The 16660-nt window shown below is 48.0% G+C and carries 11 protein-coding genes; 1 reads left to right on the top strand and 10 read right to left on the bottom strand.

The features are described 5' to 3' along the window. The first annotated feature begins 32 nt into the window (after positions 1-32). On the top strand, positions 33-776 hold the full coding sequence (locus tag L3C95_RS01290) for a hypothetical protein (protein WP_236384242.1): 744 nt from the start codon (positions 33-35) through the stop codon (positions 774-776). 56 nt (positions 777-832) lie between these two features. On the opposite strand, the gene L3C95_RS01295 is transcribed toward L3C95_RS01290, so the two are convergent. The 10 genes from L3C95_RS01295 to L3C95_RS01340 form a co-directional block, all read right to left on the bottom strand. Then, positions 833-1708 carry a polysaccharide lyase gene (locus L3C95_RS01295; RefSeq protein WP_236384243.1) on the bottom strand — a complete coding sequence of 292 codons (876 nt, stop codon included), beginning with the start codon at positions 1706-1708 and terminating at the stop codon, positions 833-835. 238 nt (positions 1709-1946) lie between these two features. Then, entirely contained in the window at positions 1947-4532 is a 2586-nt protein-coding gene (locus L3C95_RS01300) for a discoidin domain-containing protein (RefSeq protein WP_236384244.1), read from the bottom strand. A gap of 229 nt (positions 4533-4761) precedes the next feature. After that, entirely contained in the window at positions 4762-6198 is a 1437-nt protein-coding gene (locus L3C95_RS01305) for a phytoene desaturase family protein (protein ID WP_236384245.1), read from the bottom strand. A gap of 372 nt (positions 6199-6570) precedes the next feature. Continuing rightward, on the bottom strand, positions 6571-8055 hold the full coding sequence (locus L3C95_RS01310) for a hypothetical protein (protein ID WP_236384246.1): 1485 nt from the start codon (positions 8053-8055) through the stop codon (positions 6571-6573). A gap of 10 nt (positions 8056-8065) precedes the next feature. Continuing rightward, positions 8066-9412, bottom strand: coding sequence for a DoxX family protein (locus L3C95_RS01315; RefSeq protein ID WP_236384247.1), 1347 nt, complete (start codon positions 9410-9412; stop codon positions 8066-8068). Positions 9413-9449: 37 nt separating this feature from the next. Then, the gene (locus L3C95_RS01320; protein ID WP_236384248.1) at positions 9450-10781 is read right to left on the bottom strand and encodes a RagB/SusD family nutrient uptake outer membrane protein; all 1332 of its coding nucleotides are present in this window, start codon (positions 10779-10781) and stop codon (positions 9450-9452) included. Between the two features lie 22 nt (positions 10782-10803). Continuing rightward, positions 10804-13935: a SusC/RagA family TonB-linked outer membrane protein gene (locus L3C95_RS01325; RefSeq protein ID WP_236384249.1), complete on the bottom strand. Its 3132-nt coding sequence runs from the start codon at positions 13933-13935 to the stop codon at positions 10804-10806. A 30-nt stretch (positions 13936-13965) separates the two neighbouring features. Continuing rightward, positions 13966-15183, bottom strand: coding sequence for a sulfite dehydrogenase (gene soxC / locus L3C95_RS01330; RefSeq protein WP_236384250.1), 1218 nt, complete (start codon positions 15181-15183; stop codon positions 13966-13968). A 43-nt stretch (positions 15184-15226) separates the two neighbouring features. After that, positions 15227-15802 carry a c-type cytochrome gene (locus L3C95_RS01335; protein WP_236384251.1) on the bottom strand — a complete coding sequence of 192 codons (576 nt, stop codon included), beginning with the start codon at positions 15800-15802 and terminating at the stop codon, positions 15227-15229. 206 nt (positions 15803-16008) lie between these two features. Next, the gene (locus L3C95_RS01340) at positions 16009-16260 is read right to left on the bottom strand and encodes a hypothetical protein (protein ID WP_236384252.1); all 252 of its coding nucleotides are present in this window, start codon (positions 16258-16260) and stop codon (positions 16009-16011) included. Between the last annotated feature and the right edge of the window lie 400 nt (positions 16261-16660).

The raw sequence follows: 16660 nt of genomic DNA on the forward strand, positions 1-16660 counted from the left end.
TGTAAATCCTCCTATACCTAACCAAGAATGCCATGCTACCTTTCTGGAATGACTATTACTACCTGATACTTATTGCACAACTTGTTTGTATTGTGCATGCTATGAAAAATGGAAAAAAGGACTGGATCTACATCCTGCTTTTCCTGCCGGGTGTCGGCGCCATTGCCTATTTTATCAGGGAGATCTGGCCAACCATCAACAGCGGACAGGTAACCAGCAATCTCCAGGAACTATTTGTACCAGGACACAATATCAAAGAGCTGGAACGTAAAGTAAGGCTCTCCGATACCGTTGCCAACAAACTGGCACTGGCCAATGCCTATGCACACCGGCAGCAATACCAGCAGGCTATCGAACTGGCGCAGTCCTGCCTCAATGCCCATCATGCCAATGACCAGGGCATCCTGCTCCTGCTGGCAAGATTATATTTTTACAATGAACAGTACTTCGAAAGTGTATCTTTCTACAACCGGCTGTTGGGCATGCGCAATTTCCGGATGACCAAACAGGAAGACGAGCTGCTGTATGCAAGGGCCCTGGAAGGCAGTACTGACTATGTAAAAGCGGAAGAGGAATACAAGAAGGTGATCCGTGTACATCACTCAATGGAAGGCATGTACCATTACGGAATGATGTTGAAGAAACAACAACGTCTGCAAGAGGCAAAAGCGCAGTTTCAGACTGTAAAAGATGAAATAGAACTTCATCCCGGATATGTTCGCAGACTAAATGCCCAGTGGGTAAGACTGTCTAAACGGGAAATGGCCGATTTATAACAGAAAGCCTCCAAAGTCCCTTAAAAGGCTTTGGAGGCTTAACTTTTTTTATGTTATCAGTTTGTACTGATCCTGTGAACTCGCAGATTATCATAGTAGATATATCCATCTGTAGCCGACTGCCAGTAGGTCTGGCTACCACCACGGAAAGTATGGAAGGTTAACCCTCTGATCAATCGTTTGCTGTCATTTGTTGTCCAGCGGATATCCCTGTCAAGTACTACTGTACCATCAATCACGTATTGCACATGGCCATCGGTATTGCTGCCCGTGTTACTTTTCACGTACAGGTGCACATGATAGGTTTGCCCTTTATTCAGGCTGCCTGTAGCAGGATAGGACTTACCGAAGGTTTCTCCGTACTGGCCTGACTGGTCTTTAAAATAAACGTAAGGCTGGAAGAATACCCTGCCGGCATCAGTCTGGTACCACATCAGACGCGCAGTACCGCCATTACCATCCCAACCCGGGTCGCCGCCGGTGTTACCATCACCAATAGAGAAGCCAAAACCCAGCTTTCCACCCCTGCTCCAGTCAAACTGGCTGTGGAACCTGATGTCATAATCAACCTCGTAGGCAGTACCATCTGAGATATCGATGTTCGCCACCACGCCACCTGCACCTGATAAGGCGTTCTTTAATAAAGTGATCCGCAGATTTCCGTTGGAAATCATCCCCCGGCTGTCTACCCAGCCAGTTACGTTACCGAAATCGGTAGCAGCGTTGTTTGCCGTGTAGGTACTGCTGTGGGCATAATTATCCCAGTTTACACTCCAGCTGTTCAGGATAGTGCTGCCTACTGCCTGGGCTTCCAGACTACTGCCCGCAGCAAGACGTTCTTCCTTTACATTTTCTTTCGTACAGGCTGATAGAAATACGATCATGGAGAGTGCCGCGCACCTGGTGACATTGACAATTTGATGTCTGTTCATTTTTGTAATGGTTTTTTAAGGGAAAATGAAAAAAAGGATATGCACTATAGATTATACTATTCGTCATTTGGTCATTAAGACAATCGATTGCATCTATATATACAAAGGTTCTTCTGGTTCTTAACTGTGGATTTCCATAGATGTCGGGCGAAGCTGGAATTAGTACTACTTAAATAAACAAAAAAGTTCCGGCCTGCCTGTGGCGGACCGGAACTACTATTACATGTTATAACAGGGATTAATGGGAAGTATTGTTCACTACTATCTTCTCCTTTCGGATCACCTGCTTGTTATCCCTCAGGGTAACGATGTACACACCATCCGGCAGGGAAGAAATGTTCAGGCTATTATAGCTTCCCTTTATCCGCTGCGACAGCCTTCTCACGCCACCGATACTGAATATATCTACAGTATACGCTTTATCGTCTGCAGGCAGCGAAAGGTTCAGGGTATTACTGGCCGGATTAGGCCAGATGTTCAATACTGACTTCTCCTTAACCGGCGCAACTGCCGTTGTGTTGATATTGAGTGGCTGTGGATAAGTGAAGGGGAAATCTATCTGAGCCTGTTTAAACTGCATTTCCACGTCTTTCGACCAACCAAAAGCAGTATCTGCCTGTGCCTCAAGACTGAATTGGGCAGCGCCGCTCCAGAAATGTATAAATTCACCCAGGTTCAGGTTACGGGTATATTCACCATTGTGTTGCGGGAAGTATTGTGCCAGCAGGTCAAAATAACGGTTTAATGCGGCACTGGAATCTGCCCTGTCATAGATCGGGAAGAACCAGTCGCGGAACCAGTGCGTACCAGGCTTGGGGAAGCCTTCCTCTTTCACCACAAAATCATTGTAAGCCTGCTGGGCATCTCCTTCCCATCCAAGGCGTTTCATGACGTCATAAATGAATATTTCCGCCCATTTGCTATCGCCCCAGATAGGGAACGACGGAGAGTTATGAATACCTTTACTACCACCTTCCACAATATGTCCTACTTCATGAATGGAAGCATGCAGGTTCCAGCCTTCTCTTGTTTCCCAACTGCCACCCAGGTCGCCCGAGTTCTTATAATCGTGATCGGCATCAAATACCACTGATGGATGTCCGCCGGAATACCCAGGCTTACTATGGAAGATCATGTTTACTTTAGGATCGCTGAAAGAGCCATAATTTTGTTTTACATACTCCCATACATCCGTGAAGTCCTGGTTCATCCAGGTAGCGGAACGGCTTACGGCATCGTCAAACCAGATATTTACACTGCTGTTGCTATATACCCGCGACAACAACTCTGTATGACCGGCCCAGTGTTCCTGCCATTGTGCAGGTACTACATCAGTCAGTGTAGTATTGCTGCCGGTTATCCATGCAGATACGCCATTTGCATTTTCAGCTCTCACCCGGTAATAGTAGGTGGTCAGCGGCGACAGGTCCAGCGAGAAATAACGGCTGGTATTTGCCGGCAGCACAAACGCATCTTCCCAGTTCAGGGTATCTGTTGTTCTTTCCAGACGATAGCTGGCTTCTGTGGCAGCATTATCCTGCCAGTTCAGAATGATCTGATTGCTGGAAACCGTCTGCGTTGCAAATCCGGTTGGCGCTGCTGGAGCGGAAGTATCTATTGCACCAACGCCTGTACCAAAGATCTCCAGTTCTGCCAGCTGCGTAATACCAGCGCCATTATTGGCGGTAATGTTCAAACGGTAGTATTTATAGGAAGTCGTATTGGGCACTACATAAATACGTTTCTTAAAGCGGGCAGTGAACAGCTGATTAGTCTGCACCTGCAGATCTGTCCAGTTATTACCATTATTGGAACCCTGGAATACCCAGTTTTTCGGATCTCTTTCTACGGCATCATTGGCAGCGGTAATACTATACATGGTAGCAACAGCACCACCCTGCAGCTGATAACGGATCCAGGTCACCGGCGCCCATGCCAGATACTTGCTGTACGTATTGTTATCTACGACTTTGGCCAATCCTTCTGCACCCGTAGTATTGTACTGGTCTGTTACCACAGCGTCTGTGAAGTTGGTGATGTCAGTACCTGCAGGCACATTAGGCGTTGTTACAACTTCAGAAGTATCACCAACAGATGCCCCGGTTGCATTCACTGCTCTTACCCGGTAAATGAAATTTGTACCGATACTCAGTGAAGAATCTGTATAAGACGTTACGTTAGCACCTACGGTTGCACGTGTTACAAAAGTGACTGCATCCAGTGAGCTTTCAATGCGGTACCCAGTTTCATTGGTTGCATTGTCTGACCAGCTGAGACTTGCCTTATAACCCGGCTGCAATGTGGCTGTTAGTCCACTGGGACCGGAAGCAGGGCCACCAATAGTACCATTCAGCGCCCACTCAGCAAACTGAATAGCACCTGCGCCATTATTAGCCGTAATGTTCAGGCGATAATAGAGATAAGGGGTCGTGTTTGTAAACGAATAGGTTTTTGTCTGGAAACGGGCTGTAAAGGCCTGTCCTGTCTGCGTGTCGAGTGTAGTCCATGTCCTGCCATCGTCTGAGCCCTGTAGGTTCCAGTCTTTAGGATCTCTGGTGGCAAAATCATTGGCAGACGTGATGGAATACTGGTTAACGGTAGCAGATCTGGCAGCTTCAAACTGTATCCAGATAGCTGTTCTGGCAATGTAATACTTCGTGTTGACATTGTCGTCTATCAACTTCGGATAGTCCTCTGCCGCGTTCGAGTTGGTATACTGAACCGTCAGCACACCAGGGGCAGATGTTATGTCAGTCTGTGCAAGGGCCGGCACAGCACCGCATAACAAGGTCACATACAAAGACAGCTTTGTAAAAATAGGCATACGCATATCAATTGGTCATTTTAAGGTTTGTGAATAAAGGCTATTGATTTTTATAATACATAGGTTGATGTGAAGTTTTCTCGTGGTCTACTTTGGTTGATATTGAGTGCTCACAAAACGGGTTACACACGTACGATATACGATCTTACTAATATAGCAAGCAATCACGGAGAAAGCTGTCAATAGATATCAAACGGAATGTTAACAGAAATTAAACCATGGATCATGATCATTTTATACTGATCCCAAAGACATCTTTCAATGCCTTCTTTGCAGCATGATAACCGCACATACCATGAATACCACCTCCGGGCGGTGTGGAAGAAGAACATACATAAATACCTTTAGCCGGTGTGGTATAAGGCGACCATCTCATAGCAGGTCTTGTATAAAGTTGTGTGATATCGAGAATACCACCATTAATGTCACCGCCGATGTAATTGGGGTTATAGGCTTCCATATCTGCCGTGTTCATCACATGCCTGCCGATGATACAATCTTTAAAACCCGGTGCAAATCGCTCTACCTGGTTTTCAATAGCGGCCGTCATATCTTTTGTAGAACCATTAGGGACATGGCAATAGGCCCATGCAGTATGCTTACCTTCCGGGGCACGCGTATTATCAAAAATACTCTGTTGCACAAACAACGTATAAGGCTGATCAGGATGATGTCCATCCACTGTGCGTTGTTCATTGGCAGCAATTTCTTCAATGGTATTGCCGAGATGTATAGTGCCTGCTTCTCTGCAGGCTGCTGCTTTAAACGGCGTAGGGCCATCCAGCGCCCAATCTACCTTGAACACGCCCATACCATACCGGTAACGTTGCAACTGCCATTTGTAAAAAGAGCTAAATCTATCTCCAGCTATCTTCAATAACTGTCGCGGCGTTACATCCAGCAACACCGCTCTTGAAGGCGGCAATTCTTTCAACGCATTCACATAAGTGCCCGTCACAATCTCACCACCCAATGAAATAAAATAATCACCTAAAGCAGCAGCCAATGCCTTCGCGCCACCACGAGGCGCCGGCCATCCGCCTGTGTGGCTGTTCAGCATCAGCACCAGGCCAATAGCGGCGGTGGCAATATTCGTCAAGGGTTGAATTGCATGTGCCGCTACACCGCCAAACAATCCGCGGGCTTCTTTTGTCTTAAAACGTTTCGCCAGATGCATTGCTGAAGGTAATGCCTTCAACCCGAATTGTGCCAGTGTCAGCGGATGCTTTGGGAACTGTAAAGGGCCTAGTATGTCTTCAGTTAATCCTTTAAAATCTTTCAGCAAAGGCCGGAACAACTGCTCATATGCTTTACTGTCACTTCCGAGTAAGCTGGCTGTTTTTTCCAATGAAGGATATAAAGCAGCTGCAGTTCCATCATCAAAAGGATGTGCCGCATCCACCGCAGGATAGACATATGACAATCCAAACCGTTCCAGCGGTAACTGACTAAAGAAAGGAGACGTCACTGCCATCGGATGAATAGCAGAACAGATATCATGCATAAAAGCTGGTAGCGTCAGCTCTTTTGAGCGCAGGCCGCCGCCAATCTCATTTCTGCCCTCAATGATCAATACAGAGAGCCCCTGCTGTTGCATGGCAATTGCTGCTGCCAGTCCGTTAGGTCCAGATCCGATGACGATGGCGTCATATTCGTTTTTATGCATTGGGTTCTTATTGGAGATCAGGGACCAACAATTTACGTCGGGGGACCGGGGTGAAACCCGGATTATTGAACCCGGGGTTGAAACCCGGATTATTAAACCCGGCGTTGAAACCCGGATTATCGAACCCGGGGTTAAAACCCGGATTATTGAACCCGGGGTTGAAACCCGGATTATTGAACCCGGGGTTAAAACCCGGATTATCGAACCCGGGGTTAAAACCCCGCGCTACAAACACTGCGGCTCCTAACGGAGCCTATCGGTGTTTTGTTTCCCGGATTATTGAACCCCGGATCGCACCTGGCCCCGGTTGAAACCCTGCGCTACTTCGCAGCGTCGTGCAGCCGTAAAATTCCTGGTCCCTGATTGAATATTTTAATACTGACCTGCTTCCAGCTTGCTGGGCGATAGCAGGTATTGTTTATCTACCTTATCCAAAATTACGTAAATCGAATCTTTATTCTGATTTAACCCATAAAGAATAATCCGCCCTTCACCTGGCCTTTCATAATGCAAAACAAAAGGAGCATCTTTCTTCTTACTTGTATTCGGCCGATCAGTTGCGTTACGCCTTTGCCGTTCACGCCCCTGGTTAGCTGCACTTCTGTTCTTATCACGCAACGAAAGTTCCTGCTTCACAGTATCCGCTTCATAGTAAAAGAACCTTCTTCCACCGGCAACACCGGCCAGCTCAAAATTACGGTCTATATCATTCTTCGGTGAACCACCACCGTTACTCAGATCCAGCCATACGGGTTTATTCACCTGGTAAGTGATGGTCGACCACTTTTCAAAAGTTACATTCTGCCACCGTACGGAGTCAAGTGGTGAGTAAGGGATCACCTTATTGTTCAATCTGAACTCAGTTACGTTATAATAACCACGCGTACCTGCTAATCCTTTCTCAACAGGTTGTTTATAAGGGTCATAGAGATAGTTCCACATCTGCAGATAAAACAGTATAAATACGAATAAAAGAAAAGTACCACCCTTCAAAGCCCAGCGTCCATACTTCTGCCATGCCTTACCGAAGGAAGGATAGTAGTGTACCGGCACCGTATAACGTTGCAGTACCAGCAGGTTATAGATCTTAGGTATATCGTACGCCAATACGAATGCGCCGAGCAATACGAAGTATGCGGCATATACATGCACTCCTCCATCATAAGCCAGGTTCACAAAGGTGATATTGGCCAGTGCCCCTGCCAGCAGCACAGCACCGATTGCAGCTGTACCCCGGAAGAATAGCAGGATGCCTGCCCCTACTTCCACGATACCTGCAAATACCTGGTACCAGGGTACAATACCAATCGATAACCAGTAGATCTTCTGTGCAGTGAAATCTCCGAAGTTGGTATGCAGATTGGAGATAGAAGGATAAGGCATCTGTACCGGAAATAACTTGGTATACCCAAACCCGATGATGCCAATACCGGCACGATAACGTACAATCACCCGCAGCCAGTAATAAAGCAGGTTGTACTCCAGTCGTTTCCTGTCAAACAGACTCCAGATCGCAGCGCCTGCCACCGCAATGCCCAGTGCCGCTGCCCAGCTGGCGTAGCTGGCAATTCCCCAGCGACCGCTCTCTGAATCCACATTCCAGAGATTAGGCTGGAACCTGGCAATATCATATACATCCCGATACTTCAGATGTAACCAGTCCATGGTGAAAAGGTGCGTATACCAATTCCAGCTGGTAGGAATACTCATGATCACGAAAAAGATAAAGGCAATACGGAACGCCCACCTTTGATATACCTTCCAGGGCTTTGGCTGCGCAGCAACAGTCTGGCTGGCAGTATCCGGCGCTATCGGTGCTGCCTGCGCTATGGCAGGTGAATTAACTATATCAGACATAACGTTGATTTTAAAGTTTAAGCGGTTTACGGCGACCTTCAATCAATGGGTATTTCTTGTTGATCCTATCCAGCACTACATACACAGAGTCCTGTTTTTCATTGATGCCCGAAAGAATAATACGGCTGCTGTCGGGCCTTGTATAATGCAGCACCAGTTTTTCCTGCTGATGATATCTGTTTTTATTCTGCAGGAACAATACCTGGCGGGATGCGTCAATACCGTAACTGTAGTAATGCCTGCTCACAGCGCCTGCGAGTTCATAATTCCTCTCCGGATCTTTGCTGTAGATCTCCTCTGTATTGGCCAGATCAGGATGTACATACCGGTTGGAACGGATGCTGAGTGTAGCCCATTGTTCAAACACGACATCTTTCCAGCGCACGGTATCTGTCAGTGAATAAGGCAGCTCCTGGTTATTGATACGGAACTCCGTTACATTGTAAATACCCGCTGCGTCAGCCAGTCCCGGCGTTTCAGGATACTGGTAGCCGTTATGTTTATAGCTGGCGTACGTTTTATATCCGTACAGCCCTACGAAGAAAAAGATGAACAGGGTTTTCAACACGATCTTTGCACTACGGTGCCATGGTTTGGCAAAATAAGGCCATACAGTATCAGGAGCAGTAGGCTGCTCCAATGTGAGCAGCGTAACAATACGCACAGTATCATATGCCAGTAAGAACAGCGCCAGTATTACCAGGTAAAAACTGTATACATATTCGCCTCCCTCATAAGCGAGATTAGACATGAACACATTGCCGGTAAAAGTAATGATGACGCCAGCGCCGATAGTAGCCGTTCTTCTGCTGAACAGTAAAAGCCCTGCGATCGTTTCTACCAGTCCCAGGAAGGTTTCCATAGAAGGTACGACACCTGTGCTCATCGCAAAGATCTTCCAGGCCGACAGATCGCCGTACTGCGTGTTCAACTGACTGATGGAAGGATACGGCAATTGCTGCGGGAACAGCTTTAGCAGTCCATAGGCTATAACGCCTATCGCCAGCCGGTAGCGGACGATGACACGCAACCAGTAATACAGCTGGTTATACTCCTGCCGCTGTTGATCGAGATAAGTCCAGACCAGTGCACCTGTCAGCGCAATGAATGCAATAATCCCCCAGTCTGCAAAGCCACCGAAAGGACTATCAGATGGTAAGATCTTAGGGGTATACCTGGCGAGATAAAAAATATCTCCGAAGCCCAGCTCTCCCCAGTGAATGTGGAATAAGGTACTGAAATACTTCGGGTCCAGCGGAATACACTGGATCACGAAATAGATGAAAAAGAAGCGGAACAGGATCTTCCAGGATGCTTTCCATGTCTGCGGTGGTAATAGGTTTGCCGGATGTGTCATACCTGCAATGTTTATGTGATGAAATATCGGATAGCGGTCAATAACCGGGATTAGGCTCCAAAGCACCGTCAGCGCTCAGCTCTATGGCAGGGATAGGCATCACGTACCTGCGCTCGTCTGTTACGCCCAACACTGTGGCTGCACGGCTGGTCCTTATCAGATCGTACCAGCGGTGTGGTTCAAAAGCAAATTCCAACCTTCTCTCATTCTCTATAGCCAGCAGGATATCTGCCTGTGAAGTGGCCGTGCTGGCCGTCAATCCCGCTCTGTCACGAACAGCATCCAGATCGGCTAGTGCGCCTTCCAGCTTCCCCAGTTGCGCCCTGGCCTCTGCGCGGATAAGATATTGTTCTGCAACGCGCAGCACATAAGCAGGATCGGTAGCCGGACTGCGGTAATAGAAGTTCCCATACCATAACCCCTGGTTGGTAATGGCCACCGCGGCATTACGGTTACCGCCAATAGCCGGATCATTAACCAGTGCAATAAAAACATCATTGGGCGCCCATTGCCGCGTACCGCCATTAGCAGGCGGCTGCCAGTAGCCGCGGTGTGCATTCACATTGTTGGCACTGTAGGATATTTCGAAGATCGATTCGTCTGTTGCCACCACATTATTAGCAAAGAAGGCGCTATATGGCTTTATAAGGCGATATTCGGCGTCTTCTATCAGTTTTGACGCATAGGCCTCGGCTTGCTCCCAATTCTGCCTATAGAGGTAAAAACGGGCCATTAATGCCCATACTGTTTTCCGGGTGGCACGGTAGCGGTTAGTTGTCTCCGGCAACAGCGGTTCTGCGGTCTGCAAATCGCTCAATACCTGGGCATATGTCTGCTCCAGTGTGCTTCTTTTAAGCCCCCTGGTGTCGTTGATGTTCGTAGTGGCTTTCAGCACCAGCTGTACACCGCCCCAGGTACGGGCCAGATCGAAATAAGCCAGCGCACGTATGAAATAAGCCTCGCCTGTCAAAGCATTCTTTTCATCCTGTGTAAAAGTAGCCTCTGTCACAGCGGGTACTTTATCAATCACCTGGTTCGCCCTGTTGATGGTAGAATATATGCCCGCCCACACCGTGGCTACATTGGCGTTATCGGCTTTTACGCTATGCGAGATGAACTGCTGGATCACCGACTGCGAACCCGTCCACTGTATGTTATCGCCGGATAAATAACCAATGGTCTGGAAGAGGGAGCCGTAATAAGCGTCATCTCCCAGCTCACGGTACATGCCTCTTACCGCCGTTTGTGCGGAAGCTTCATCAACAATCGTCGCATCATCCGAAACGGAATCGCGGGGCTCTACATCCAGGAAGTCTTTGCAGGAGGAGAGCAGTAGTACAAGTGGTAATATGCGGATAAGTAATTTCATGATCTTCTTCTTTAAAGGTTTCCTACAATGTCACATTCAAACCAAACTGCAGCGTGCGGGACTGCGGCGGCGTACCCAGGTCGATGCCCTGTACCGTCTGTGCAGCTGTCACGTTTGCTTCCGGATCAGGCCCTGTATATTTCGTGAGCAGCCACAGATTATTTCCGGCAGCATAAACGCGTAGCCCATCTATATGCCAGCGGCTGGTCAGTGACTTAGGCAATGTGTAACCAATGGTCAGCGCCTGTAAGCGCAGGAAGGAACCATTCTCAATAAAACGGCTGTTCTGTTCCAGAGTATAGTTGTTGCCTACCTTCGTCAGGCGTGGCACGTCTGTGATATCTCCTTCCTTCTGCCAGCGTTTCAGCTGGCTGGCAAACAGTACCCTGTTCGCATCGCGGGTACCACCACCTTCTCCGAAGAAGCGGTTCAGGTTTAACACCTTGTTTCCATACTGGAAGTTGAACTGCACAGCGGCATCAAACGATTTCCAGGAAAAGCTGTTACTGATACCACCAAAGAATTTGGGCAATGCATTCCCTACGATCTGTCTGTCGGCCACAGTAATACTGCCATCTCCGTTCACATCCTGGAACACCGCATTACCGGTTTTAGGATCTACATACAGTTGTTTGTACATCCAGAACGAATACATGGAATATCCCTGCTGCATCCTGATCCAGTCGCGATTGTACTGCGTGATCGGTACCGGCAGTTTTTCCACCTTGTTCACATTGCCGGAAATGGTAAAGGAGGTGTTCCAGGCGAAATCGCCACGTTTGATATTCTCAGAGCGGATAGCTACCTCATATCCCTTGTTGCTGATCTCACCGGCATTGGAGTAATAGGTGGTATAGCCAGTATTGGAAGGAACGGGCAGTTGCAACAGTACATCTGTTGTTTTCTTTGAATAGACATTCACTTCGAGTGATACACGTCCATTCAGGAAACCGGCATCAAGCCCGAGGTTGGCCTGTGTTGTCTTCTCCCAGCGCAAGTCAGGATTGGCAAGCTGTAATGGTGCGGTGGCTGCTTTATCGCCTCCGCTTTCTGTATCGGGATAACCACCGGTGCCTGTCCATAAACCGCGGGCTGCATAATCATTAATACCACTCTGGTTACCGGTCACACCATAGCTGGCGCGCAATTTCAGATCGCTGAGGAACTGTACGTCCTTCAGGAACTGCTCTTCTTTCAGCCGCCATGCGGCGCCAACGGCAGGGAAATATCCCCAGCGGTGATTACTACCGAAACGGGATGAGCCATCAGCACGAACGCTCAGTTCCAGGTAGTACTTACTATTGTAGTTGTAATCGACACGGGAAAAGAAAGAGGCCAGTGTTGCCTGTGTCCAGGTTTGTCCGGCGGTACGGGTGGAAGCGGAGGAAATATCTTTATAGGCATTATTCGGAAAACCTGTTCCCTGGGCAAAAGTCCTTCCTAAGGTATTCTGCTGGATAGTATTCCCCACTACTACGCCAAATGTATGCCCCCGGCCCAGCTTCTTACGATAAGATAATGTCTGCTCATTGATCCAGGTGCTGTTCTGCGTGATGGAAGATGTAGCCAGACCATTGGTAGGTGCAGCGCCCAGCTGTGTCTTATCATTCCAGTATTCCGATTCATCATAGTTGTTATAATCCACACTCCAGCTGGTGCGGAACTTCAGGTCCGGCAGTATTTCAGCCTCTGCGTAGACATTGCCGATATATCTTAAACTGATAGTATGAACATCATAGTTATTCAGCAACACCTGCAGGTTGTCAAACCCGGCCCAGCGGGCAGGCGTACCGTCGGGATTCGTTTCCGGCAGATAGGTAGGTGTATGTAATGCAGACTGCAACAGACCGCCCTGCGGCCCGTCACCTGCGCGTGCCTGGTTCCTGTAGGAACGGGTTATACCATTGCTTACACCAATCTGTACCCTGTCGTTGATCTTATGATCTACATTTAGTTTCAGACTGGCTCTTTCAAAGAATACAGGCCGGATATTGGCTTCCTGCTTTGTATAACCGGCGCCTATGTAGAACTTAGTCTTTTCTGAACCACCGTTCAGCGAAAGATCATAATTAGCCAGCTGGCCGGTGCGGAAAAGCTCATCCAGCCTGTCGTACGTCTTCTGTTCTTCGGGCAGTCCGCGTCCGCCTTCTGCAACCGGCCGGAACGGACGGTTCGCAAATGTCTGGTTCAGCGCAGGGTTGTCGATACCTGTATTGATCCAGTATTCATTGATCAGTGTAGCATGCTCAGGACCGGTTGTTAAGTCCCACAATTTCGGGGCTTTCGCAAAACCATGTGAGACATTCACATTGACCTTTGTACGCGATCCATAATTACCCCGTTTGGTGGTAACGATCACCACACCATTCGCGCCACGTGAACCATAGATGGCAGTGGCGCTGGCGTCTTTCAATACTTCGATACTGGCAATATCCGCCGGATTGATATCTGCGATTGGAGAGGTTGCACGGCCACCGGTACTCACCGTCTGCAGGCTCGTATTATTCACAAACACACCGTCTACTACATATAATGGATCATTGCCTGCATTAATGGAAGTAGTACCACGCACGCGCACAAAAACACCATCTCCCGGCACACCGGTGTTGGAGTTGATCTGCAGGCCTGCTGCCTTTCCCTGCAGCTGGGCGTCGAAGCCAGCCACAGGTATATTCTTTGTTTCGGCAGCGTTGATGGTTGACACAGCGCTGGTCAGATTACGGCGTTCCTGTGTACCATAACCTACCACTACTACTTCGCTGAGTTTCTTATCGTCTGTTTCCAGTTGTATATGGAGAGGAATGTTGGCGCCTACCTTTATTTCCTGTGGTTTATAACCGAGATAGGTAAACACAAGTACAGCATCTGCCGGTACATTCAATTCAAAAGATCCATCTATACGTGTCAGGGCGCCCCTTTTCGATCCTTTTACAATTACACTTACACCCGGCAACTGCTGACCGTTGATATCTGTCACCTTTCCTTTTACGGGAACATCTGCCGGAAGGTTATTGGCCATAGCATGTTTGCTGGCAGCAGGCAGCGCCGCCCCCCATATCTGCGGGCTTCCCAGTACGGCGGGAATAAGCAGGACACCCGCATTCCGGGCAAGTCTGCGTATCGCGGGAACATGCCCATAATCGAAGATTGACATATAGTTGATTGTTTTTTTATGCTGATTATGCTATTTCCATTTCTCCGGACTATACACCACCTGACCGTCCCGTTTGATAAGCCATGCTGTAACAGGATTGAGATGATATCCTGTACCGATGCCGCGCGCAGCGATCAATTCGTGCAACGACGGCTGCACATAACCTGTTTCGTCAATAGCGCGGCTCATAATAGCGGTAGTATCGCCGTTCCATTGCCATAAGTATCTGAAGTAAGTGTGTGCCTTGTCTAATACAGGCTCCTGCAGACGTGCGGCATTCCAGGTTTTTCCGGCATCTGTGCTTATCTCTACCTGGCGGATCTTCCCCCGTCCGCTCCAGGCAAGGCCCCTTATTTCCACCCATCCCTTCTGCAGTTGTGCGGGATAAGCCGGATAAGTGATAATAGAGCGGGCGTCCATTGTAAAACTGAACTGCCGGATTTTACCATCCTTTACAGGTTCTGTGTATTTGGAAGTTTCTTCTCTCGTCATAAAAGGGCCATCTGACAACTCAATACGGCGTATCCATTTCACACTGGTGTTGCCTTCCCACCCCGGTAACAGCAATCTTGCAGGGTAACCTTGCTGGGGGCGAATTGCCTCCCCATTTTGTGCATAAACTATCATAGCATCTTCCCAGCCTTTACTGACGGGAATGCTGCGTGTCATTACGGCTGCGTCGGAACCCTCGGCAAGAAACCAGGTCACTTTCGGATTAACTCCTACCTCCCTGAACAGGGTGGACAACATCACGCCGGTCCATTCACTCTGACTGGTTAGTCCGCAGATGTCCTGTGGTGTAATATTTTCTTTATCCGGTTTCCTGAAGTTGCCGGAGCACTCTATAAAGCAGATCCTCGATACAGAAGGAAACCGCTTCAGATCAGCGAGTGAAAACACCATTGGCCTGTCTACCATACCATGTATCATCAACTCATAGCTGTTGGGATCAATAGCAGGCACACCTGCATGATGCCGTTCAAAATGCAGGTCTGAAGGCGTGATCATGCCGTAGAGATCCTGTAATGGCGTCTGCGAAGAAGTGAGGGAAGGCTTTCGCTCCGGATGTTCAAACGGAGATCTTGTACCCAGTACACCAGGCAGCGGTCCCACCTGTTTGGTAGGATCAAAAGCCGCTTCGGGAATACCTGTCTGGACCATTTTGCCAAAGGACGACTTTACCAATGCCACAGCAGCTGTGGCAGCACCTCCCAGCAAAAGGTGACGACGCGTCATCTTTTGACTCATATTAAGTTCTGTTTCGAATTACAGTTTTGTACGACACATATGGTTATTCATATGGCCCGTCCCCTCCTTTTCTGCTGTCTGTCACATAATATTTCCTGGCAGGCATGACAACACCAGGTAAGGTTTTCGCATTTATGACAGCATCTGCGCCGATCAGTTTGTTGGCATGTAACAGCCATGCTGTGACGCTGTAGACTTCGTTATCTGATAGTGATCCGGGCGCATTAAAAGGCATTGCACGACGCACATAATCGAAGATGGTGGTGGCATATGGCCAGTAGTTCCCAATGGCTTTCACGCGCTTGGGCGACTGATCAAAAGGCCGCGCGTCGGCAGTATCAGGTGCTACAAGTATGTTGTAGGGTCCTTCTACACCCGTAGCTCCATGACAGGACGCACATTTGGCAGCATAGATCAACGCACCATCCTGCACAGTACCACTCCCTGCAGGTAATCCTTTACCATCCGGATGGATGGCGATAGCCTTCGCGGCTATTTCTTTTTCCGTAGCTGGCCGGCCATAACCGAAATGTTCCGGCATAGCTGTATTACGGCGTTCACAGGCAATCACAAGGGTACCTGCAACGCAGGCCCAAAATGGCATTCGTAGCTTAAACATCAGATAACTGAGACTTGGATCGTTGGTTGATTATAATGCGCAGAGTGTAACCGTTACCGGTTACTTGCATTAGTCTCTTGGTGGGAGCACAATGATAATCGATGCAAATATAGGCAGTTCATTTTTAAAAGTCTACTATTTGTGTAGACTTTTATATGAATGGTAATATTGAACCAATATAAGTGGGTATATGAAGAGAGCAATTATTAATGTTCCATCATATCCAGTATGTCTGTCCAGATGATACGGGCTATCTGTTCACTTTCGATAGTTCTTACCCGTTCGTCGGGAGTAATCATACGGTCTTCCTGCCAGTCTATCTCTTCAGGCATAAAATCCCTTAGAATATTTCCGCTGGTGATAACTTCGTATGTTGTTTCCTGAGCAACATCGTCCACAGTGATCGCAAGCTGATACGATCTACCTTCGATATAAACTGTTATTGTACGCCTTTCCATAACAAACAATTAAAACAATCAATTAATAAGGGGTGTCACTATGGATCACTCCATAGCAGAATAAGTTAAAAAGAATCTGTTGATATATTTTACTGGCTGCTGATTGCCGGGGGTACCCTAAAGTTGTCACTGTCCGTTATATGACCTGCTATTGTTCCCTTTTCACTTTTCTTCATCACCTCTTGACCCCTGCTCGAATACGTCTTCATAATTCTCACATTTAAATGGGTTAGTAATAAGCTGACATACTAATTAGAACAAATTATCTGCCAGTATGTTTTTCTTAGGAAAATGTGGGATAATTCTCCCCAACTCCTAAGATCAGCGGTTCGCTCCGGGGTAAAAGTGCGCGTTATGGAGGCATAAATGCGCTTCTCATCAGGCAAGAAATACGTTAAAA

It is taken from the genome of Chitinophaga filiformis, assembly GCF_021646545.1.
GTDB classification, from domain to species: Bacteria; Bacteroidota; Bacteroidia; order Chitinophagales; family Chitinophagaceae; genus Chitinophaga; species Chitinophaga filiformis_A.

Bases quoted from the DNA above. Each gene is read 5' to 3' on its own strand.
- L3C95_RS01290 (WP_236384242.1), top strand. From the start codon at position 33: ATGCTACCTTTCTGGAATGACTATTACTACCTGATACTTATTGCACAA.
- L3C95_RS01295 (WP_236384243.1), bottom strand. From the start codon at position 1,708: ATGAACAGACATCAAATTGTCAATGTCACCAGGTGCGCGGCACTCTCC.
- L3C95_RS01300 (WP_236384244.1), bottom strand. From the start codon at position 4,532: ATGCCTATTTTTACAAAGCTGTCTTTGTATGTGACCTTGTTATGCGGT.
- L3C95_RS01305 (WP_236384245.1), bottom strand. From the start codon at position 6,198: ATGCATAAAAACGAATATGACGCCATCGTCATCGGATCTGGACCTAAC.
- L3C95_RS01310 (WP_236384246.1), bottom strand. From the start codon at position 8,055: ATGTCTGATATAGTTAATTCACCTGCCATAGCGCAGGCAGCACCGATA.
- L3C95_RS01315 (WP_236384247.1), bottom strand. From the start codon at position 9,412: ATGACACATCCGGCAAACCTATTACCACCGCAGACATGGAAAGCATCC.
- L3C95_RS01320 (WP_236384248.1), bottom strand. From the start codon at position 10,781: ATGAAATTACTTATCCGCATATTACCACTTGTACTACTGCTCTCCTCC.
- L3C95_RS01325 (WP_236384249.1), bottom strand. From the start codon at position 13,935: ATGTCAATCTTCGATTATGGGCATGTTCCCGCGATACGCAGACTTGCC.
- soxC (WP_236384250.1), bottom strand. From the start codon at position 15,183: ATGAGTCAAAAGATGACGCGTCGTCACCTTTTGCTGGGAGGTGCTGCC.
- L3C95_RS01335 (WP_236384251.1), bottom strand. From the start codon at position 15,802: ATGTTTAAGCTACGAATGCCATTTTGGGCCTGCGTTGCAGGTACCCTT.
- L3C95_RS01340 (WP_236384252.1), bottom strand. From the start codon at position 16,260: ATGGAAAGGCGTACAATAACAGTTTATATCGAAGGTAGATCGTATCAG.